General features: G+C 70.4%; 20 protein-coding genes. 8 read left to right on the top strand and 12 right to left on the bottom strand.

Annotation, left to right across the window (positions count from 1 at the left end):
* Window positions 1–257: 257 nt before the first annotated feature.
* Complete coding sequence (gene pepN, locus ACIA8E_RS06220) at window positions 258–2,870, bottom strand: aminopeptidase N (protein ID WP_399295119.1); 2,613 nt, start codon at window positions 2,868–2,870, stop codon at window positions 258–260.
* A 131-nt stretch (window positions 2,871–3,001) separates the two neighbouring features.
* On the opposite strand from pepN, the gene ACIA8E_RS06225 reads away from it, so the two are divergent.
* Window positions 3,002–3,652 (top strand): DsbA family protein, encoded by a 651-nt coding sequence (locus tag ACIA8E_RS06225; protein WP_399295121.1) that lies wholly within the window; start codon window positions 3,002–3,004, stop codon window positions 3,650–3,652.
* Window positions 3,653–3,944: 292 nt separating this feature from the next.
* On the opposite strand, the gene ACIA8E_RS06230 is transcribed toward ACIA8E_RS06225, so the two are convergent.
* Complete coding sequence (locus ACIA8E_RS06230) at window positions 3,945–4,763, bottom strand: NAD(P)H-binding protein (protein WP_399295123.1); 819 nt, start codon at window positions 4,761–4,763, stop codon at window positions 3,945–3,947.
* A gap of 79 nt (window positions 4,764–4,842) precedes the next feature.
* On the opposite strand from ACIA8E_RS06230, the gene ACIA8E_RS06235 reads away from it, so the two are divergent.
* Window positions 4,843–5,421 carry a TetR/AcrR family transcriptional regulator gene (locus ACIA8E_RS06235; RefSeq protein ID WP_399295125.1) on the top strand — a complete coding sequence of 193 codons (579 nt, stop codon included), beginning with the start codon at window positions 4,843–4,845 and terminating at the stop codon, window positions 5,419–5,421.
* Between the two features lie 6 nt (window positions 5,422–5,427).
* Here ACIA8E_RS06235 and ACIA8E_RS06240 read toward each other — a convergent pair whose 3' ends face one another.
* The 5 genes from ACIA8E_RS06240 to ACIA8E_RS06260 form a co-directional block, all read right to left on the bottom strand.
* The gene (locus ACIA8E_RS06240; protein WP_399295127.1) at window positions 5,428–6,267 is read right to left on the bottom strand and encodes an MOSC domain-containing protein; all 840 of its coding nucleotides are present in this window, start codon (window positions 6,265–6,267) and stop codon (window positions 5,428–5,430) included.
* Window positions 6,264–6,914, bottom strand: coding sequence for a CatB-related O-acetyltransferase (locus ACIA8E_RS06245; protein WP_399295129.1), 651 nt, complete (start codon window positions 6,912–6,914; stop codon window positions 6,264–6,266). The genes ACIA8E_RS06240 and ACIA8E_RS06245 overlap by 4 nt, the downstream gene beginning before the upstream one ends.
* Before the next feature lie 200 nt (window positions 6,915–7,114).
* Window positions 7,115–7,846 (bottom strand): DUF2071 domain-containing protein, encoded by a 732-nt coding sequence (locus ACIA8E_RS06250; RefSeq protein ID WP_399295131.1) that lies wholly within the window; start codon window positions 7,844–7,846, stop codon window positions 7,115–7,117.
* Window positions 7,843–8,181, bottom strand: coding sequence for a metalloregulator ArsR/SmtB family transcription factor (locus ACIA8E_RS06255; RefSeq protein WP_030970052.1), 339 nt, complete (start codon window positions 8,179–8,181; stop codon window positions 7,843–7,845). The genes ACIA8E_RS06250 and ACIA8E_RS06255 overlap by 4 nt, the downstream gene beginning before the upstream one ends.
* 167 nt (window positions 8,182–8,348) lie before the next feature.
* A complete protein-coding gene (locus ACIA8E_RS06260; protein ID WP_030921315.1) occupies window positions 8,349–8,990 on the bottom strand; it encodes a superoxide dismutase in 642 nt (213 codons plus the stop codon).
* A gap of 495 nt (window positions 8,991–9,485) precedes the next feature.
* Here ACIA8E_RS06260 and ACIA8E_RS06265 point away from each other — a divergent pair, with 495 nt between their 5' ends.
* Together ACIA8E_RS06265 and ACIA8E_RS06270 are read left to right on the top strand one after the other, a co-directional pair.
* Window positions 9,486–9,638, top strand: coding sequence for a hypothetical protein (locus ACIA8E_RS06265; RefSeq protein ID WP_399295134.1), 153 nt, complete (start codon window positions 9,486–9,488; stop codon window positions 9,636–9,638).
* Window positions 9,635–10,267: a histidine phosphatase family protein gene (locus ACIA8E_RS06270; RefSeq protein ID WP_399295136.1), complete on the top strand. Its 633-nt coding sequence runs from the start codon at window positions 9,635–9,637 to the stop codon at window positions 10,265–10,267. The genes ACIA8E_RS06265 and ACIA8E_RS06270 overlap by 4 nt, the downstream gene beginning before the upstream one ends.
* Here the strand turns inward: ACIA8E_RS06270 and ACIA8E_RS06275 are convergent.
* Both ACIA8E_RS06275 and ACIA8E_RS06280 read right to left on the bottom strand, forming a co-directional pair.
* Window positions 10,257–11,699 (bottom strand): amino acid permease, encoded by a 1,443-nt coding sequence (locus ACIA8E_RS06275; protein ID WP_399295138.1) that lies wholly within the window; start codon window positions 11,697–11,699, stop codon window positions 10,257–10,259. The genes ACIA8E_RS06270 and ACIA8E_RS06275 overlap by 11 nt on opposite strands.
* Before the next feature lie 159 nt (window positions 11,700–11,858).
* Window positions 11,859–13,250 (bottom strand): amino acid permease, encoded by a 1,392-nt coding sequence (locus tag ACIA8E_RS06280; protein ID WP_399295140.1) that lies wholly within the window; start codon window positions 13,248–13,250, stop codon window positions 11,859–11,861.
* Between the two features lie 260 nt (window positions 13,251–13,510).
* On the opposite strand from ACIA8E_RS06280, the gene ACIA8E_RS06285 reads away from it, so the two are divergent.
* On the top strand, window positions 13,511–14,104 hold the full coding sequence (locus tag ACIA8E_RS06285; protein ID WP_399295142.1) for a biotin transporter BioY: 594 nt from the start codon (window positions 13,511–13,513) through the stop codon (window positions 14,102–14,104).
* A gap of 253 nt (window positions 14,105–14,357) precedes the next feature.
* On the opposite strand, the gene ACIA8E_RS06290 is transcribed toward ACIA8E_RS06285, so the two are convergent.
* Both ACIA8E_RS06290 and ACIA8E_RS06295 read right to left on the bottom strand, forming a co-directional pair.
* Window positions 14,358–14,516: a hypothetical protein gene (locus tag ACIA8E_RS06290; RefSeq protein ID WP_399295144.1), complete on the bottom strand. Its 159-nt coding sequence runs from the start codon at window positions 14,514–14,516 to the stop codon at window positions 14,358–14,360.
* Window positions 14,517–14,776: 260 nt separating this feature from the next.
* Entirely contained in the window at window positions 14,777–16,246 is a 1,470-nt protein-coding gene (locus tag ACIA8E_RS06295; RefSeq protein WP_399295146.1) for an amino acid permease, read from the bottom strand.
* Between the two features lie 251 nt (window positions 16,247–16,497).
* On the opposite strand from ACIA8E_RS06295, the gene ACIA8E_RS06300 reads away from it, so the two are divergent.
* The gene (locus ACIA8E_RS06300; RefSeq protein ID WP_399295148.1) at window positions 16,498–16,986 is read left to right on the top strand and encodes a ribose-5-phosphate isomerase; all 489 of its coding nucleotides are present in this window, start codon (window positions 16,498–16,500) and stop codon (window positions 16,984–16,986) included.
* Window positions 16,987–17,068: 82 nt separating this feature from the next.
* Complete coding sequence (locus ACIA8E_RS06305) at window positions 17,069–17,878, top strand: Fpg/Nei family DNA glycosylase (RefSeq protein WP_399295150.1); 810 nt, start codon at window positions 17,069–17,071, stop codon at window positions 17,876–17,878.
* A gap of 155 nt (window positions 17,879–18,033) precedes the next feature.
* Here the strand turns inward: ACIA8E_RS06305 and ACIA8E_RS06310 are convergent, their stop codons facing one another.
* A complete protein-coding gene (locus ACIA8E_RS06310; protein ID WP_399295152.1) occupies window positions 18,034–19,266 on the bottom strand; it encodes a GNAT family N-acetyltransferase in 1,233 nt (410 codons plus the stop codon).
* Window positions 19,267–19,371: 105 nt separating this feature from the next.
* Between ACIA8E_RS06310 and ACIA8E_RS06315 the strand changes: the two genes are divergently transcribed.
* Window positions 19,372–20,517, top strand: a complete 1,146-nt coding sequence (locus tag ACIA8E_RS06315) for a PP2C family protein-serine/threonine phosphatase (RefSeq protein WP_399295154.1) — start codon at window positions 19,372–19,374, stop codon at window positions 20,515–20,517.
* Window positions 20,518–20,587: the final 70 nt, after the last annotated feature.

The following is a 20,587-nucleotide window of genomic DNA, read 5'->3' on the forward strand; positions in this document are numbered from 1 at the left end:
TCCGGGGTATGCCGCAGGCCGCGGTGCGGCTAACCCCTGTTACACGCCCGTCGACAATTCAGGACAACGCCGTCCTAAAGTACGGACGTTCGACAACCGAAAAGGGTGATCCCGTCGGGGATTGTGCGTCCCGTCAGCCCCCGCGGGCCACTCCGGACCGCCTCGGCTGCTGCCGACCCCCGGCGCCGGACGGGCCGCAAATCAAGCCCGTCCGGCGATTGAGGACAACGCTGCCGTGCCCGTCCCGGGGTGCCCCGTCAGAGGCCGGCCCCCGCCCCCGCGTCACACGCCTGCGCCCGCAACGCCCGCGCCAGATCGTCCCGCGCCTCCAGCACCAGCCGGCGCAACGCCGGCGCCGCATCCGCATGCGCCTCCAGCCAGGCGTCCGTCGCCGCCAGCGTCGCCGGGTCGTCCTGCAGTGCCGGGAACAGCCCCCTCACCACGGACATCCCGATCTGGATCGACCGCTCGGCCCACACCCGTTCGATCGCATCGAAGTACCGGGCTGCGTACGGCGCCAGCAACTCCCGCTGCGACGACTGCCCGAACCCAGCGATCGTCGCCTCCACCAGCGCGTTGGACAGCGCGTCCGACTCCACCACGGCCGCCCACGCCTGCGCCTTGACCGCCGCCGACGGCCGCGAGGCCAGGCACCGCACCTGGTGCCGCTTGCCGGACGCCGTGTCGTCCCGGGCCAGTTCGGCATCGATCACCGACTCGTCGGCGACCCCGTGCGCGGCCAGCGCGGACAGGAACGCCCACCGCAGCTCCTGGTCGACCTCCAGCCCGTCGATCCGGGCGGATTCCCCCAGCAGTGAGGACAGCAGCTGGAAGTCCGATTCCGAGTCCGCGACCGTCGCGAAGAACCGCGCCCACGCCAGCTGGTGCTCGCTCCCCGGCTCGGCGATCCGCAGCTCCCGCAGCGCACCCTCGGCCAGCGCCCGTCCGCCCTGTTCACGCCACCCCGGGGCGGCGTAGTGGACGAGCGCGGTCCGGGTCCAGGCGTGCAGCATCTGCAGGACGCCGATGTCGGACTCCTGGCCGGAGAAGGCCAGCACGAGCGAGATGAAGTCCTGGGCCGGCATCAGCCCGTCCCGCGTCAGGTTCCACAGCGCGGACCAGCACAGCGCCCGCGCCAGCGGGTCGGTGATGTCCCCGAGGTGCGCGCGCAGCGTGGCGAGGGACGCCTCGTCGAAGCGGACCTTGCAGTACGTGAGGTCGTCGTCGTTGACGAGGACCAGCTCGGGCCGCTCGACACCGGCCAGCGCGGCGACCACCGTGCGCGGCCCCGCCACATCCACCTCGGCGCGCGCGTACCGCACCAGGTCGCCACGGGTCGTGCGGCGGTACAGGCCGACCGCGACCCGGTGCGGCCGCAGCTCGGGGTGCGAGTCGGCGGCCTCCTGGAGGACCGCCAGCTCGGCGATCCGGTCCGCGGCGCCGTACGTCACCACCGGCGTCAGCGAGTTGACGCCGGCCGTCTGCAGCCACGACCGCGACCAGGTGACCATGTCCCGCCCGGACGTCTCGGCCAGCACCGACAGCAGGTCGCCCAGCTGCGTGTTGCCGTACGCATGCTTCTTGAAGTAGCGCCGGGCGCCCTCCAGGAACGCGTCCCGTCCCGCGTACGCCACCAGCTGCTTCAGCACCGACGCACCCTTGGCGTACGTGATGCCGTCGAAGTTCAGCTTGGCGTCCTCCAGGTCACGGATGTCGGCCGTGATCGGGTGCGTGGACGGCAGCTGGTCGGCGCGGTACGCCCAGGACTTGCGGTTGTTGGCGAAGGTGATCCAGCCGTCCTTGAAGCGGGTCGACTCCACCATGGCGAAGACGCCCATGAAGTCGGCGAACGACTCCTTCAGCCACAGGTCGTCCCACCACTGCATGGTGACGAGGTCGCCGAACCACATGTGCGCCATCTCGTGCAGAATGACGTTGGCACGGCTCTCGTACGACGCCTGCGTCACCTTGCCGCGGAAGATGTACTCCTCGCGGAACGTGACACAGCCCGGGTTCTCCATCGCGCCGAGGTTGTACTCGGGCACGAAGGCCTGGTCGTACTTCCCGAACGGGTACGGGTAGTCGAAGTTGTCGTGGAAGAAGTCCAGGCCCTGCTTGGTGACGAGGAAGATGTCGTCCGCGTCGAAGTGCCGGGCGAGCCCTTTGCGGCAGAGCGCGCCGAGCGGGATGTCCAGCGTCGTGCCGTCGTCGAAGGTACGGCTGTACGAGTCGGTCACATGGTGGTACGGACCGGCGACGACCGCCGTGATGTACGTCGAGATCGGCTTCGTCTCGGCGAACCGCCAGACCCCGCCGTCCCGGGACTCCTCGACCCCGTTGCTCCACACCGTCCACCCCTCGGGCGCCGTCACCTCGAAGCGGAAGGGAGCCTTCAGGTCGGGCTGCTCGAAGTTCGCGAAGACACGCCGCGCGTCGGCCGGCTCGTACTGCGTGTAGAGGTAGACCTCGCCGTCCTCCGGGTCGACGAACCGGTGCATGCCCTCGCCGGTCCGGCTGTAGGCGCACTGCGCGTCGACCACCAGGACGTTCTCGCCCTCCGGCAGACCGTCCAGCGCCACCCGCGTCCCGTCGAAGACGACGGCGGGGTCGAGCGCCTGCCCGTTCAGGGTCACCGAGGTCACGCTCGGGGCCAGCAGATCCGCGAACGTCGACGCCCCCGCGCGCGCGGAGCGGAACCGGATCGTGGTCACCGAGCGGAAGGTCCGGGGATCGACGGCCGGCCGGTCCCCGCCGCCGCTCTCGGGGTCACCGATCGCGGACCGCAGGTCGAGCACGACGTCGTATCCGTCGACGGTCAGCAGCTCGGCCCGCTCGTGGGCTTCGTCGCGGGACAGGTTTTGACCGGGCACTGGTGCACTCCTTTGTGTCACGTTCGAACAGTTTGATCCTCCCATGTGCCTCCCGGCCCGGGCGCGCGGGAATGGCAGGGCCGTTCGGCGGTGTTCTCGCGCACAGGTGCGATCGCCTCTTGAGGAGAGACATGTCTGAGAACGCCACGGTGAACGGCAAGACGCCCGCCGATTTCTGGTTCGACCCGCTCTGCCCCTGGGCGTGGATGACCTCCCGCTGGATGCTGGAGGTGGAGAAGGTCCGTGACGTCGAGGTCCGCTGGCATGTGATGAGCCTTGCCGTCCTCAACGAGAACAGGCTCGACGAGCTGCCCGACGAGTACCGCGACATGCTCGAGACCAAGGCATGGGGCCCGGTCCGCGTCGTCGTCGCCGCCCAGCAGAAGCACGGCGACGACATCGTCGGCCCGCTGTACACCGCGCTCGGCACCCGCTTCCACAACCAGGGCGAGGGCCCCACCCGTGAGGCGATCGTGGCGGCGCTCGAAGACGTCGGTCTGCCGGCCGAGCTCGCGGAGTACGCCGACTCGGACACGTACGACGCGGAGCTGCGCGCCTCCCACCAGGAGGGCATCGACAAGGTCGGCCAGGACGTCGGCACGCCGGTCATCGCCGTGCCGGGCTCCGACGGCGAGCAGATCGCCTTCTTCGGCCCGGTCGTCACCCCCGCCCCGAAGGGCGACGAGGCGGCGAAGCTGTGGGACGGCACGCTGCTGGTGGCGTCGATCCCCGGCTTCTACGAGATCAAGCGGACCCGGACGCAGGGCCCGATCTTCGACTGACGTACCCACCGGTGCGGGTCCCGGCCACCGTCCGGAACCCGCACCGTGGTGCGTCACGCGTACAACTGGGCGGGCTTCGGCAGCCGCCCGACCACCCGGTGCACCATCCGGACGGGTCCGGAAATCGGCCCCGCAGGGGCAACAGCCGGGCGGTTCGGCGGAGTTCGTGGCGGTCCGCCTATGCCGCGACTGTCTTGGCGACGGGCAGCGGATGGCCCTCCGGGCCGTGGTGTCCGGCGGCCACGCCGTGGTGCTCGATCTCGAGGCCGGCGAAGTTCGCCGCGCACCGGTCTCACCGGAAGGACTCGGCGGCGCGTGCGGCCCAGTCGGCGAAGGTGCCCGGCGCGCGGCCGAGGATCTGCTCGACGTCGGGACTGACCTTCTGCTCCGCCGCCAGCGGCTCCCCGAGGATGCCGAGCGTGCCCTCCACCACCGGCGCGGGCATGAACTGCAGCATCTGCGCACGGGCCTCCTCGCGGGTCTGCTCGACGAACCGGACCGGAGTGCCCAGCGCGTCGCCGATCGCCTCGGCCCTTTCCCGCTGGGTGACCGCCGCGGGCCCGGTCAGTTCGTACGTACGGCCCGCGTGGCCGGCCTCGCGCAGAACCACGGCCGCGACCTCGGCGACATCCGCCGGGTCGACGGTGGGCAGCCCGACGTCGCCGAAGGGTGCGGCAACGGTGCGCTGCGTACGGATCGACTCGGCCCACGCGAAGGTGTTGGAGTTCAGGCCGCCGGACCGCAGGACCGTCCATGCGAGGCCCGGCCGGCGGACGGCGTCCTCGAACGCCCCCGGGTGACGGTAGGCCTCCGGCCGCGTCCCGACGCCCAGGGAGGAGAGCAGGACGACGCGGCGCACACCGCCGGCGGCCGCGATGTCGAGAATGCCCCGCGGGTCGTCGCCCGCGACGAGCAGGAACAGCGCGTCGGCGCCGTCCAGCGCGGTGCGCAGGCTCTCCGGATCGGCGAGATCGGCCCGCTGGTGCCGTACGCCGTCGGGCAGATGCGCCGGAGGCCGCCGGGAGACGGCCGTCACCTGCTCACCGGCCGAGGTAAGAATCCGCACGAGTTCCCGTCCGACGTTTCCGGTCGCGCCCGTTGCAACGATCATGAGATCCCCTGTGTTAGTTAGTTGACTGACTTGGACGTGACGATAGCCGGTCGCCCGGCGCGCGTCTATAGTTAGTCAGGTGACTCACTCAAAAGGTGTCCGGCGATCGCCGGACAAGCGGGAAAGGCTGGCGGCCGCCGCGGCCCGGGTACTTCACGAGCAAGGCGTCGAACAGACCACGATCGCCGACATCGCACGAGCGGCCGACGTCCCGTTGGGCAACGTCTACTACTACTTCAAGACCAAGGATCAGCTGGTCGAGGCGGCGATCGACGCGCATGCGCAGAGCCTGAGGTCGATGATCGGCGTGCTCGACGAGCTTCCCGCGCCCCAGGACCGGCTGAAGGCACTCCTGAACGGCTGGGTCGAACAGCGCGAGCTCACGGCTCAGTACGGCTGTCCCACCGGGACCATGGCCTCGGAACTCGACAAGCGGGCCGACGGCCTCGACCAGTCGGTCGCCAAGGTCATTCAGGTGCTGCTCGACTGGGTCGAGCAGCAGTTCCAGGCGATGGGCCGCAGCGACTCCCGTGAACTCGCGGTCGCTCTGATCGCCGCTTACCAGGGGATCTCGCTGCTCACCAACACCTTCCGGGACCCCGACCTGATGGCCGCCGAAGGGCGCCGGCTGGAACGCTGGATCGACTCGCTCGCCTGACGGGGTTCACGCGTCGAGCCTGCTCGTGATCTCGACCGCGTCGCCGACGGCCACCACACCCTCGCGGACCACCGCGTTCTTCACGCCGAAGCTGACCTTGTTGCCGTAGTCGGGTTCGCGACGGTACGTCGCCAGGGTCCGGACCGGCTCCGGACCCGCCCGGAGGCCCGTCGACTGGTCCACGAGCGGGACGTTGCACCGCATCGCCCTCACCGAGTAGGCGAGTTCGGCCGATCCGATGGTCATCCGGCGTACCCGGTCCTCGAAGTGCGGCTCGTCGGCACCGGACAGGACGATGTTCGGGCGGAAGCGGTCCATCGGTACGCCGGCCGCGTCGCCGCGGGCCTCGATACGGGCGTTGAGGCCGGCCAGCGACGCGGTGGAGGCGACCAGCACCGCATGGGCGTCGGCGAAGGCGACCTTGCCGGGGGTCTCGCCCCAGCCGTCACGGTCGAAGCCGGGCGCCACCCGTACCAGCCGGGACTTCGCACCGAGCGCCTCCGAGAACCACTCGGCGACCGCGTCCCCCTGGTCGCACGCCTCGCCGAGCGGACGGTCGAACATACTGACCGCGCGGCGCGGGCCGTCCCGGTCGACGTCCAGCTCCAGGGGCTCCAGGTCCGGCGCGGTGAGGGCCAACACGGCGCCGCCGTGCAGGACTTCGGCCCTGATCGCAGCCATCGCGGGGTGTGTCCGCTGACTGCGGAACGCGCCGTCCGCGGCGTCCACCACCATGAACGTACGGTCGTGCACGAGACCGGTCCCGGTGATCTCCGCCCGGTCGACCGGAACCGCGCCGCAGCCCTTGACGGGGTAGTACGCCAGTCCCTGAACGGTGATGGTCATGACGTCCCCTCCCGGGCAGCCGCTTCGAGTGCGTCGACGCTGCCGGACATGATCGTGCGGATGTGCCGGGTGATGAGTTCGATGGGCCAGTCCCACCAGGCGACGGCGAGGAGCCGGGTGACGGTCTCGTCGTCGTAGCGGGTACGGATCAGCTGCGCCGGGTTGCCGCCGACGATGCCGTAGTCCGGGACGTCGCCGACGACGACCGCGCCGGCACCGATGACGGCGCCGTGCCCGATCCGTACGCCCGGCAGGACTGTCGATCCGTAGCCGAACCAGACATCGTTGCCGACGACGGTGTCGCCCCGGTTCGGCAGTCCGGTCAGCAGGTCGAAGTGGTCGGCCCAGGAGCCGCCCAGCGTGGGGAACGGGAACGTGGAGGGGCCGTCCATACGGTGGTTGGCGCCGTTCATGAGGAACCGCACCCCGGTCCCGAGCGCACAGAACTTTCCGATGACGAGCTTCTCCGGGCCGTAGTGATACAGCACGTTGCGGGTCTCGAAGGCAGTCGCGTCATCGGGGTCGTCGTAGTACGAGTAGGCGCCTATCTCGATCAGTTCCGATGTCACCAGGGGCTTCAGCTGGACCACACGCGGCTGTCCGGGCATGGGGTGCACAGCGGTGGGGTCGGCGGGGACCAGACTCATGGCGCCATCATCGCATCCACCCCGAAGGGCACACGTTTCTTCGGGGGGCTCGCTCGATACCGAGCAAGGCCATGACGCCGGTGCAAGGTGCGCGGCGGGCGCCGGTTCACCGAACCGGTCGCAGTCGGGCCGGCGCCGGGCGCCACCGCGGTACGGACCGTCGGTGCCAAGGGGCGCGACGGGCTGATGGCCACTGCTCGTCAGCGGCGGGCCATGGGCCTCGTCGGCAGCGGGCGCCAGCGGGCGGCGACGTCGCGCATGACCAGGACGCTGTCCAGGGTCGCGGTGCCGGGCGGGAAGCGGTCCGGGTCGTCGAAGAAGGACGACCGCGCGGATCGGACCCGCCCGGCTGCCACCTGCCACGCGTCCGTTTCCAGCTCCATGGCGTCGAGACGGCGGCCTGAAGCCGTTGGCGACAGACCCCTGGCCCCGGCGCGGAAGAAATCCGATGCCTCCTGGAGATCGGTGAAGAGTTCGCTGCCGCGCAGTTCGTCGGTGACCTCGGCCGTGACGTCGACCCGAATCTCGCCGTCCCGGGTGGCAAGAGCGACCCGTACCTCGTCGGGCGTCTCGTGCACCGTGAAGTCGGCGCGACCGTGCTCGCCCGGGAAAAGCCGCCCGCCCGCCCAGGAGTTGATCCGTGAGCCGGTGTCGCGGCGTGTGATGTAGACGCCGGTCTCGACGCCGTCCGGGCCGTCCCACTCGACAGAGATGCGGTGCGCGGCGTTCTCGCTGCGCAGACCCACCGGCAAGGGCGCCCATGTGGGGCGTGCGGAGCCCAGGCGCAGGAGGCAGATGCCGGCGACGGCGTGGCCGCGTACCAACTGGGGCCGCAGGCCGTCGGGCAGCAGGCGGGCGGCGGCGTCCGGGGTGACCCGGTAGTTCACCAGGAGGCGGCGCTCGATGACGCTGGAGAGTCGGGGCTGGATCATGATGTGCCGCCTTCCTCTTGCGTGGCGGACCGCCACTTGGTGTGGCGCAGGACGATCTGCTCGGGGCAGACAGAGCTCAGGAACCGTCCGATGCTGGTTGCCAGCCGGTCCTCGGCCAGCGAGTAGAGGATGCGGTTGCCGTCGCGGCGCTCGGTGACCAGCCCGGCGCCCTTCAGTACGCCGAGGTGGCGGGAGATGGACGGTGCGCTGATCGCGAACCGGGCCGCGATCTCCCCGGCCGCCAGTTCGCCGCCGCGGAGGTCCTCCAGGATCTGGCGCCTGGTCGGATCGGCGAGGGCGCGGAAGGCGCTCGCCTCGTCATCGGTCGTTGCCATGCCAGATATTTAGCACATGAGCTAATTAGCAAACAAGCTAAGTGTCTGGAAACGCTGGAAATTAGGGAAGCCCCCGCGAGTCACGTCCTCGCGGGGGCTCGCCGTTCATCCGCCTGCCGGTGAAGGTTGAGAAGACGATCACGAGGCAGGACGTCCGTGTGCCCGGGTCAGGGGGCGAGCAGCAGAACGTCGGCGCGCTCCTTGGCGGCCGCGTACCGCTTCGCCACGTCCTGCCAGTTGACGACGCGCCACATCGCCTCGATGAAGTCGACCTTCTGGTTCTTGTACTGGAGGTAGAAGGCGTGCTCCCAGGCGTCGAAGACCAGGATCGGAACCGAGCCCTGGCCGACGTTGCCCTGGTGGTCGTAGACCTGCTCGACGATCAGCCTGCCGCTGAGCGGCTCGTACGCCAGCACCCCCCAGCCGGAACCCTGTGTGGTGGCGGCGGCCTTCGTCAGCTGGGACTTGAAGCCCGCATACGAGCCGAAGGAGTCGGTGATGGCGTCCGCGAGGTCGCCGACGCCGTCCGCCGCGAGGGGCTCGCCGCCGCCGTCGCCGCTCATGTTGTGCCAGTAGATCGAGTGCAGGATGTGGCCGGAGAGATGGAACGCGAGGTTCTTCTGCAGGCCGTTGACGGCTCCCCAGGCCTCCTTGTCGCGCGCCTCTTCCAGCTGCTCCAGGGTGTCGTTGGCGCCCTTGACGTACGCGGCGTGGTGCTTGTCGTGGTGGAGCTCGATGATCTGCGGGTTGATGACCGGTTCGAGCGCCGCGTAGTCGTAAGGGAGTTCCGGGAGCGTGTACGTGGCCATGGGGCGAACCCTCCAGATGCTTTCCTGTTGTTATTGCAAGCTATATGCAAGAGCAGGCTAACAGCAGGAAGAAGAGGAGTGTGATCAGCCCTTCGGCCCAGGACTGCAGGCCGTCCGGGGTGAGCGCCGTCAGGTGGTCCACCGTCGGCCTGTCGGACGGCGACGGGCGGGCGGGGCCGAGGAGACCGGCATGGCGGCGGCAGGGCTCGTCGCGGCCGGGGCGACGGACGGATACGCGGCGCGGATCGCCTCCGGTGCACTGCCCGTCGGATCGTTGATTCGGTGCTCGGCGCCCCGGTCCGCAAGGGCGTCACCGCGTCGCCGGTCGGGTACCGTACCGGTGTGGTTTACAACTACCGTTCTCCGGAAGGAAGTTGGTCGCCCGGCGGAGCGCCGGGCTGCGGCGGCGGGGCGTTGACCGCTGCATTCTCCGGACGTGTCCCGGTGCGACCGGACGCCTCGGCCCGTGACCACGAGCCGCCGGGAGCGGGCCACATGGTCAGAATCCGGCAGGTCCTGCGCCCGGACCCGGCGCGCACTGCCCGCCACACCGCGCCGTACCTCAAGCTGGTGGGCGAACTGGAACGGCGAGGCCGACGGCCCGGGGCGCTCGCCGCCCACGCCCGGGCCCGAACGGAGAGCCGATGACCATCTTCCCCACGACCCTGCTGCTCGCCCGGCACGGACAGACCGTCTGGCACTCCGAGAACCGCTATGCCGGGGCCAGCGACGTCGCACTCACCGACGAGGGCCGCCGCCAGGCCGAGCAGCTGGCGGACTGGGCGGTCCGGCATCCGGTCGACGCGATCTGGACGTCGACCGTCTCCCGCGCCATCGAGACCGCCGAACCCGCCTGCCGGGCGCTCGGCCTCGTACCCGGGCGCGAACACGATCTGCGCGAGTGCGACTTCGGGGCGGTGGAGGGGCGCACCCTCGCCGAATTCGCCGCCGAGGACCCGAAATGGGCCGAGGCGTATGTCGCCGACCCCGTGACCCATCCCTTCCCCGGGGCCGAGGACCCGCGCACGGCGGCGGCCCGGGGGACAGCGGCGCTGCGCCGGATCGCGCACTTCCATCCGGGGCAGCGGGTACTGGTCGTCGCACACAACACGCTGCTGCGGCTGGTGCTGTGCGAACTGCTGTCGATCCCGCTCGGCGCCTACCGCCGGGTCCTTCCTCAATTGCGCAACGCGGCGGTGAGCGAGGTGCAGCTGGGGGACGAGGGCGGCGCGCTGCTCTCCCTCAACGTGCCGTGCGCCCCCGACGTCAGTTCTTGACGGCCGCGGCCCGCCGCTGGCGTACGACACCGATGACGGCCAGTACGACGGTCAGCGCACCGGTCGCCAGCAGCTGGTCACGCGTGCCGGGCTCGCGCAGCATCAGCAGGAAGATGCCTGCCATGGCCGCCAGCGCGAGCAGCGTCCCCACCGGGAACAGCCACATCCGCACGACCAGCTTCTCGGGCGCCTCGCGCTCGAGCCTGCGGCGCAGGAGCAGCTGCGACACCGCGATGAAGATCCAGACGACCAGGATCACCGCGCCGATCATGTTGAGCAGCCAGGGGAAGACATCGTCCGGCCGCCAGTAGCTCAGCAGGACGCACAGGAAGCCGAAGACGGATGAGACGAGCACCGCGGTGCGCGGCACGCCGGAGTCGACCCGGCCGAGCCGCTTCGGGCCCTGGCCGCGGGCGACCAGCGAGCAGGCCATTCGCGACGCGCCGTAGATGTTCGCGTTCATCGCGGAGAGCAGCGCGATCAGGATGACCACATTCATGATCTCCGCGGCGCCGCTGATGCCCAGGTGGTCGAGGGCCGCGTAGAACGGGCCGACCGTCGCGACCTTCGGGTCGTCCCACGGCACGAGGGTGACGATGACCGCCATCGAACCGACGTAGAACAGCGCGATCCGCCACATCGCCGTCCGGACCGCCTTGGCGACGCCCCGCACCGGGTTCTCGGACTCGGCCGCGGCGATGGTGACCGTCTCCAGTCCGCCGTACGCGAAGACGGAGGCGAGCAGTCCGATGATGAAGCCGTTGGAGCCGTTCGGCAGGAACCCGCCGTCGCTGCGGAGATTGGCGCCGCCCGGGGCGTCCGTGCCGGGCAGGACCCCGAGGATCGCCAGCACACCCAGCACCAGGAAGAGCGTGATCGCGGCGACCTTCAGCGAGGCGAACCAGAACTCGAACTCACCGAAGTTCTTCACGGCGGCCAGGTTCGTGGCGAGGAAGATCGCCATGAACAGCGCCACCCACGCCCACTCGGGAGTGCCGGGCAGCCAGCCGGTGACGATCTTCGCGGCACCGATCCCTTCCAGCCCGACGGCGACACAGAGCAGCACCCAGAACGCCCAGCCGGCGGTGAACCCCGCCCACGGCCCGATCGCCCGTTCCGCGTGGACGGAGAAGGAACCGGAGGCCGGATTGGCCGCGGACATCTCGCCGAGCATGCGCATCACGAACATGACCAGCAGCCCGGAGATGGCGTAGGCGATGACGATCGAGGGCCCGGCGGAGGCGATACCGGCTCCGGAACCGACGAACAGCCCGGCACCGATGACACCGCCGAGGGCGATCATCGACAGATGGCGTTGCTTGAGTCCATGGGTGAGGGCGGAGTCGGCCTTGACGGCGGAGACGTCGGAGCCGGCCGGGACTGCGGAGACTTCGGAGCCGGCGGTGGGGGGAGACGCGGAGGTCCGAGACATGGACGTGCTCTGTTCGGTAGCTGAGACAGGGACGAGCCCACAGTCTGTGCGCGCCTCCCGTTCACACGGAACATGTGTCCGCTATACGGGCACCGGACTCACACAAGGTGAACACCTGCGTACATGTCCCGGGTGCACGCCCCGCCATCGATCCGCCCGTCAGGCCCGCCGCCGGTCCCGCAGCTCCCGCGCCCCCGCGACGAGCAGCACCAGACCCGTCGCCCCCGCCGACCACAACACCTGCGGGCGCGCCACGTCATCGGTCAGCATCAGCACCAGTACGGCCACGAGCGCGGCCAGCGTCACCCAGGTCAGCCACGGGAAGCACCACATCCGCAGGGTCAGTGCCTCGGGCGCCTCGCGCTCCAGCCGGCGGCGCAGCCGCAGCTGCGACGCGGCGATCAGCCCCCAGACGAACAGCAACACCGCGCCCACCGAGTTGAGCAGATAGAGGAAGACGGAGTCGGGCCACTTCAGATTGAGCAGTACGGAGACGAAGCCGAAGGCGACCGAGGCGAGGACCGCCCGCCGCGGCACCCCGCCCCCGCCACCGCTCCCCGACACCTTCAGCAGTCCGCGCGGCCCCTCGCCGCGCTCGGCCAGCGAGAAGACCATCCGGGACGCGCCGTAGAGATTGGCGTTCAGCGCGGAGAGCAGCGCCACGAACACCACGATGTTCATGATCTGCCCGGCCGACGGCACTCCGATCGCGTCCAGAACCTTGACGTACGGGCTCAGTCCGGCCTGCTGCGCGGTCCACGGCAGCACCGTGACGATCACCAGCATCGACCCGACGTAGAAGAAGAGGATCCGCACGACCGCGCTGCGCACCGCACGTCCCACCGCGCGCGCCGGGTTGTCGGTCTCGGCCGCAGCGATCGTCACGACCTCCAGGCCGCCGAACGCGAAGACGACGGTCAGTACACCTGAGACGACGCCGCCCCAGCCGTTCGGCAGGAAGCCGTGCTGCCCGGTGAGGTTGGTCAGTCCGACCGGATCGGTGTCCGGGAGCAGACCGAAGACGGCGAGCAGCCCGAGCACCAGGAAGATCACGATCGCGGCGACCTTGAGAGCGGCGAACCAGAACTCGAACTCGCCGAAGTTCTTCACCGCGGTCAGATTCGTGACGGTGAACACCACCATGAACGCCAGCACCCACGCCCACTGGTCCACGCCCGGTACCCAGCCGTGGGCGATCTGCGCGGCGGCCGTCGCCTCCACGGCGAGGACCACCACCAGCAGGAACCAGTAGAGCCACCCCACACTGAACCCGGCCCAGCGGCCGAGCGCCCGCTCGGCATGGACGGAGAAGGCACCGGAGGCGGGTATCGCGGCCGACATCTCGCCGAGCATCCGCATCACCAGCATCGCGAGCGCGCCGGCAATCAGATACGACACGACGATGCCCGGCCCGGCGACCGCGATCCCGGCGCCCGAACCGACGAAGAGCCCGGCGCCGATCACCCCGCCCAGGCCGAGCATGGTCAGATGGCGCTGCTTCAGTCCGTGCGAGAGCGGTTCCTGCTGCGTGGGGGGAGGGGCGTCGTGCATGGGGTGCGGGTCACTCTCGGATAATTTATGGGAAACCTACAGTCTCACGCTGCGAGACCCGGGCCGTCGGCTGCCCCCTCCAGGCCCCCACCTCAGTGACGAGCATCACGCCGTCACATGATTGCGTACCGGTCTTTGTCCGAACCCCACCAACCCGCCAACCGCCGCTTTGTGGGCGGCTGATGGTGATCGAGCGTTAACCCGTGGGTTAACGTCAGCCTCAGTCTGTCCCCACCTGCCCTCACCACCGCGGAGTCCCGATGAGCACTGCTGCCGCCCCCGTCCGTACCGGAGCGGTCCTCGCCGACCTGCTGCCCGCCGCCAGGCACCGTTACGCCGTCGACACGGCCCTGGTCGTCGGCGGAGCCGCGCTCACCGGCATCGCCGCGCAGATCGCCGTCCCGGTCCCCGGCTCCCCGGTCCCCGTCACCGGCCAGACCTTCGCCGCTCTCCTCGTCGGCACCGCGCTCGGCGCTCGCCGCGGCTTCCTCTCCCTCGCCGTGTACGCGCTCGTCGGCATGGCGGGCATGCCGTGGTTCGCCGGCGGCAGCTCCGGCGCGGGCGGCGCCTCGTTCGGTTACGTCCTCGGCATGCTCCTCGCCGCCACCGTGGTCGGCGGTCTCGCCCGCCGCGGCGGCGACCGCTCCGTGCTGCGCACCGCCGGCACCATGGTGCTCGGCTCCGCGATCATCTACGCGGTCGGTGTGCCGTACCTGGCGCTGTCCACCGGCATGTCGGCGAGCGCCGCGATCGCGGCCGGTCTGATGCCGTTCCTGCTCGGTGACGCGCTGAAGGCGGCGCTGGCGATGGGCGCGCTGCCCGCCGCCTGGAAGCTCGTCGGCCGCCGCGGCTGACGGAGGCTCACGCGTCTCACACGCTTTCGTAAACCGTTCCGAAGAGGCTCGCCGGGTCGTACTGCGACACCAGACCGGCGAGCCTCTTCCGTGTCCGCTCGTCGTGGAGTGCTTCGGTACGGTCCCCGCCGCCCGACGAGAAGTTCAGCGGCCGGCCCACGGACAGTGGCTCCGGGACCCCGGACAGCCGCGCCTACAGCTCCCGTACCGCTGTCACGTCCGTACCGTCGAGCAGCGACAGCAGCCGCACCGGTCAGGCGGCGTCGCGGTACGGCACGGCATGGGGCACCACGGGCTCCGCGGCCGGCGGCCCGCCCAGCCGGCCGATCCGCATCACCGTCGTCATCGGCGCCTTCGGCCCGGTCGGCACCGGGGTCCGCAGAGCCGGGTCCGCGGCCGGTGCGCTCAGCATCGCGCTGTCCGCGCCCGGCGGCGTACACGTCGGCGGCCCGGAGCTCGTCGGCATCGGTGACGCCGACGAGCTCCGGGCCGGAGCGTGGAACCTGTCCGGAACCCGGCCAGTTCCTCCGCCTGTCCGGGGTCGCCGGGGCGGAGAGTGAGCTGGGCAGGAAGTTGGTCGTTCATGGAGAGGCTCTCCGTTCGCCCGGTGTGCGGCAGGAGAGAGCCTCCCCGGTGCACCTGACATCGACCGTCAGGCGCGGATGGGCTCGATCAGGCGTCGGCGGACGCGTCCGCCGTGACCGCGGCCGCTCCGGACCTGCGCTGACGGACGTCACGTACCAGCGAGATCGCCACCACGATCGCCGCGACGAGCAGCGAGAGCAGCACCTGCTCACGGCCGCTGTCGTCGGTCAGCATGTAGACCAGCACGAACGAGATCATGGCGATGGTCGCCCAGGTCAGGTACGGGAAGAGCCACATCCGCACGACCAGCTTCTCCGGCGACTCGCGCAGGATGATGCCGCGCATCCGGAGCTGGGTGAAGCAGATGACCAGCCAGACGAACAGGGCGACGGCGCCCGAGGAGTTCAGCAGGAACTGGAAGACGGTGTCCGGCCACTGGTAGTTGAAGAACACGGCGACGAAGCCGAAGACGACGGAGGACAGGATGGCCGCCCGCGGCACGCCCCGCTTGTTCGTCCGGGCGAACGCCTTCGGCGCGTCACCGCGCTCACCGAGCGAGAACGCCATCCGCGAGGCCGTGTAGAGGCCGGAGTTGAGGCAGGACAGCACGGCCGTCAGCACGATGACGTCCATCACCTGCCCGGCGTGCGGAATGCCGATCGAGTTCAGGGCGGCGACGTAGCTGCCGTCCTTGAGGATCGACGCGTCGTTCCACGGCAGCAGCGTCAGCACGATGAAGATCGAGCCCAGGTAGAAGACGGCGATCCGCCAGATCACGCTGTTGGTGGCCTTCTGGACGGCGCGCTGCGGGTTCTCCGACTCGCCGGCCGCCAGCGTCACGATCTCGCTGCCCATGAACGAGAAGACGACCATGAGCACACCGGTGAGGATGGCACCCGGCCCGTGGGGGAAGAAGCCGCCACTGTCGGTGAGATGGGCGAACCCCGACCCCGGGTTGTCCGAACCGGGCAGCAGCCCGAAGACGGCGAGCAATCCGACGACCACGAACGCGGCGATCGCCACGACCTTGATCCCGGCGAACCAGAACTCGAACTCTCCGTACGAACTGACCGAGACCAGGTTCGTCGCGGTGAGCACCACCATGACGATCAGCGCCCACGCCCACTGCGGGACGCCCGGCACCCAGCCCTCCAGGATCTTGGCACCCGCCGTGGCTTCGACGGCGAGCACCACGACCCAGAAGAACCAGTACAGCCAGCCGATCGAGAAGCCGGCCCAGCGGCCGAGGGCGCGGTCGGCGTAGGCGGAGAAGGAGCCCGAGCTGGGCCGGGCCGCTGCCATCTCGCCGAGCATCCGCATCACGAAGACGACCATGAGGCCGACCAGCGCGTACGAGAGCAGAATGGCGGGTCCCGCGGCGGCGATACCGGCACCGGAACCCACGAAGAGGCCCGCGCCGATCACTCCGCCGATGGCGATCATCGAGAGGTGACGGTTCTTGAGACCGGCCTGGAGCCCGTCCGAGGAGCCCGGCTTGTCCGCGCGGCCCGGCTCGCCGGGCTGGTGGCCCGGCCCTGCCAGAGTCGTTTGCGTCATGGATCGAATCCTTACGTTCTGGATCACTCGGTTCCGTGGCTGTGCCGCTGCACGGTGGTGGGCGGCGAGTTTCAGGCATTGAAGCCGCAGAACCCCGGAATCGGAACCCCCTGTTCCGGATCATTGTCCGGATCGTTGCCGGTGTGGGGTTGCGCACACACGCTCCGCACAAGGGCTCCGCACGGGGGTGGGCCCGGAGGGTCCCGACCCCGATGACGGCTACCCCGTGATCCGCATGCCACACTCGACCCATGCGCGTGTACCTCGGCTCAGACCATGCCGGCTTCGAACTCAAGAACCACCTCGTCGAGTGGCTCACGGCCCAGGGCCACGAAGCCGTCGACTGCGGCCCCCACATCTACGACGCCCAGGACGACTACCCGCCGTTCTGCCTGCGCGCCGCCGAGAAGACGGTCGCGGACGCGGGCAGCCTCGGCATCGTGATCGGTGGCTCCGGCAACGGCGAGCAGATGGCCGCCAACAAGGTGAAGGGCGTACGCGCCGCACTCGCCTGGAGCGAGCAGACCGCCGCTCTCGGCCGCGAGCACAACGACGCCAACGTGGTGGCCATCGGCGGCCGCATGCACACGGTGGAGGAGTCGACGAAGTTCGTCGAGATCTTCCTCGCCACGCCGTACTCGGGTGAGGAGCGTCACACCCGCCGCATCGAGATGCTGACGGCGTACGAGACGACGGGCGAGCTCCCCCCGATCCCGGCCCACCACCCGCAGCAGGGCTGACCGCCCTACCCCCCGTGCCGCCGGCCCGCCCGGCGGCACAGCCATTTCCCCGTATCCCACGTCACCGAGGAGAGCCGCCGCTGTGCCCGAGGGACACACGATCCATCGCCTGGCTGCGGACCACCGCGACCGGTTCGTGGGCGGGCCGGTGCGGGTCAGCAGCCCGCAGGGCAGGTTCTCGGACAGCGCGGCGCTCCTCGACGGCCGTGGGTTCAATGGCGTCGACGCGCACGGCAAGCACCTGTTCCTCGGCTTCCAGGACGCCGGATGGATCCACATCCACCTCGGCCTGTTCGGCAAGCTCCACTTCGGTACGACACCGGTCCCGCCGCCCACGGACACCGTCCGTCTGCGCCTGGCCAACGACCACCACCACGCGGACCTGCGCGGCCCGACCACCTGCGCCCTCATCACGGAACCCGAGAAGCGCGCGATACACGACCGGCTGGGCCCGGACCCGCTGCGGGCCGACGAGGACGGCGAACGCGCCTGGCGGCGGATCTCGCGCAGCCGTATCACGGTGGCGGCGCTGCTGATGGACCAGAAGGTCATCGCGGGCGTCGGCAACGTGTACCGGGCGGAGGTCCTGTTCCGGCACGGCATCGACCCGTACCGCCAGGGCAAGGACCTCACCCGTGCGGAGTGGGACGCGATCTGGGCGGACCTGGTGACACTGATGCGCGCGGGTGTACGGAACAACCGGATCGACACGGTGCGTCCGGAGCACATGCCGGAGGCGATGGGACGGGCGCCGCGGGTGGACGACCACGGGGGCGAGGTGTATGTGTACCGGCGGGCTCGGCAGGGGTGCCACATCTGCGGCACGGAGATCCGCGCGGCGGACCTGGCGGCCCGCAACCTCTTCTGGTGCCCCACCTGCCAGCGCGCCTAGCATCGTGTCCTGACGCCGGACGGTCTTGATTTCGCGTGCCCGCCCGCACGCCTTCCGCACCGCCCCCCAACGTCCTCGAACCGGGCGGGCTCAACTTCCCCGCCCGCACGCGCCCAAAACGACCGCCCGGTGCCCCCGGCAACGTCACCCCTCTGCTAGAACCCCCGCGGAAGCCACGGCTCCACCATCCCCGAGAACGCCGACGCCGCCTCCTCCACTGCACCCGCCCGCAGCTCCTGTACCCGCCCGGCCCGCGCCAGTGAGACCAGCGATTCGCCGCCCAGGTACACCGACCCCAACTCCCGTACGGAAAGCGCCAGATCTGCCGGATCATCCGTCCGCCTGCACGACGCGCCCCCCTTCGTGTCTGCCGTGAGCCGCCAACGCCCCTCGTTCCACGGGCAGAACGCGTCCTCGACCTCGAACACCGCGTCCACCGCAGCCCGGTACGTCCGTGCCTCCAGCGCCGCGCCCAGCTCCACCAGCCGTACGTACAGCGAGTCGCGCAGCTTGATGTTGCACCGGCGCACGTCCGAGACGAGATGCAGAACCGCATCGTCGACCGGCCGGTTCCGCGCCTCGACCGTCGACGTCAGGTCGATCTCGAAGAGGAACCGCCACAGCGCCGCGTTCGCCGCCGGGTCCAGCGCCGACAGGTCGTCCACGGCGATCCGGCCCTTGGGGCCCGCCGCGTCCCAGTCCGGCTTGATGCGGAACGTCGAGTACCCGACGACCTCACCCGCACGCTCAGCCAGCAGGCACTGCAGCGGCGACGCCCCCCGTCGGGCGCTGGCCGGGTCGATCAGCGCCCTCCGCTCCCAGCCGGGACCGTGTGCCGGCGTTCCCGGCCGCCCCGCCACCAGCTGCTCGTACACGCCCTCGCACACAGCGGTCGCCTCGTCCGGCTTGGCGTACCGCAGGCGGACCTCGTCCGTGCCGTCCGGCACCGCCAGCCGCACCCGGTCCGTGTCGATCTCCAGGGACATCTGCTTCGTGGCCGCCCCGTACCCGAACCGGCCGTAGATCGCGGGCTCCGAGGCCGTCAGTACGGCGAGGGGTTCGCCCAGCGCCCGCACGTCGTCGAGCTGACGCCGCATCATCGAGGTCAGCAGTCCGCGCCTGCGGTGCGTGGCCGCGACACCGACCATCGTCACGCCGGCCGCGGGCACCAGGGCGCCGCCGGGCACGGCCAGCCGGAAACTGAAGGCCCCCGCCGTACCGACCACGTCCGGGCCGTCCCAGATACCGATCGAACGCTCGTGCTCGGTCAGCGCCTCCCAGAGCTCGCGCTCCTCCGGAGAGTCGGCGACGCCGCCGAACGCGAGCTCCAGGCTCCCGAACCATTCGTTCCATTCGGACGGACGCAACACCCGCAGCTCAGTAGTCATATGCCATGCCTACCAGGGGTACGGCAGACGGGCGACCCGTTTTCGAACGCATTGTCACAGGGGTCCCCCTGCACCTGAGGTGCTCGTGTGGATAAGGTCCCCGCAATGGCCCGTCGCGCAGGAGCAGACTCGTACCCGGCCCGATTGCAGAAATCGGCGCACCGGGCGCGCATCGCGCTGCGCAAATCCGGCGTCGACTACTTCCGCGGCGACGGCTCCGACTGGATCGCCCTGGCCGGTCTGCTGCTGACTGTCCCGGCCATCACCTGCGGCACGTTGCTGAACGCGGTGTGGTGCGCACCGGCCGCGCTCGTCCTGCCGATCGTCGCGGGCGGTCTGCTGCTGCGCCCGGCCAGCCTGCTTGGGCTGTACGCGACCGCCGCCGCAGCCCTGATCGTGGAGTCGATCGCGCTCGGCCCGTACTCGGAGGGGCCGGCCCGGGTGACCCCAGGCACCGTGCTGGTGGTCGCGGCCTGCGGTTTCTTCGGACTGATCCTCGCCCAGTTCCGGGCCAGGGTCGGCGTGCCGTGGCGGCGCGGCGGCACCATGCTCTTCGACCTGCGCGAACGCATCCGGGTGCAGAGCGCCCTGCCGCGGCTGCCGCAGGGCTGGCACCGCGAGATGGCGCTGCGCCCGGCGGGCGGCCAGTCGTTCTCCGGCGACTTCGTCGTCGCGGCCCGCACCAACGGCGGCCGCACCCTGGAGGCCGTACTCACCGATGTCTCCGGCAAGGGCATGGACGCGGGATCCCGCGCCCTGCTGCTGTCCGGCGCGTTCGGCGGCCTGCTCGGCTCGCTGCCCCCGCACGGCTTCCTGCCCGCGGCCAATGCCTATCTGCTGCGCCAGGACTGGGACGAAGGCTTCGCCACCTCCATCCATCTGGTGCTGGACCTGGACTCGGGCGACTACGAGCTCCTCTCCGCGGGCCACCCGCCGGCCCTGCAACTGCACGCGGGCAGCGGCCAGTGGGAGGAGAAGGCTGCGGAGGGCCCGCTGCTCGGGGTGTACGACGGGGCACAGTTCGACGCGGTGAAGGGCTCACTGGCCCCCGGCGATGTGCTGATGCTCTTCACGGACGGCCTGGTGGAGGCGTCCGACCGGGACATCGCGGAGGGCATCGACCGGCTGACCGGCGAGGCCGACCGCTATGTCGTCACCGGCTTCGACGGCGCGGCCTGGCATCTGATCGAGGCGTGCGCGAAGGATGTCAACGACGACCGGGCGCTGCTGCTGCTGTCCCGCCGGGCCTGAACCGTACGGAGCCAGGGCCGGCACTCGGCGCCCGGCCGTCATGACGATGCCCGTCCACGCGGCCCTGCGC

The sequence above is a fragment of the Streptomyces sp. NPDC051664 genome (assembly GCF_044453545.1).
GTDB lineage: Bacteria > Actinomycetota > Actinomycetes > Streptomycetales > Streptomycetaceae > Streptomyces.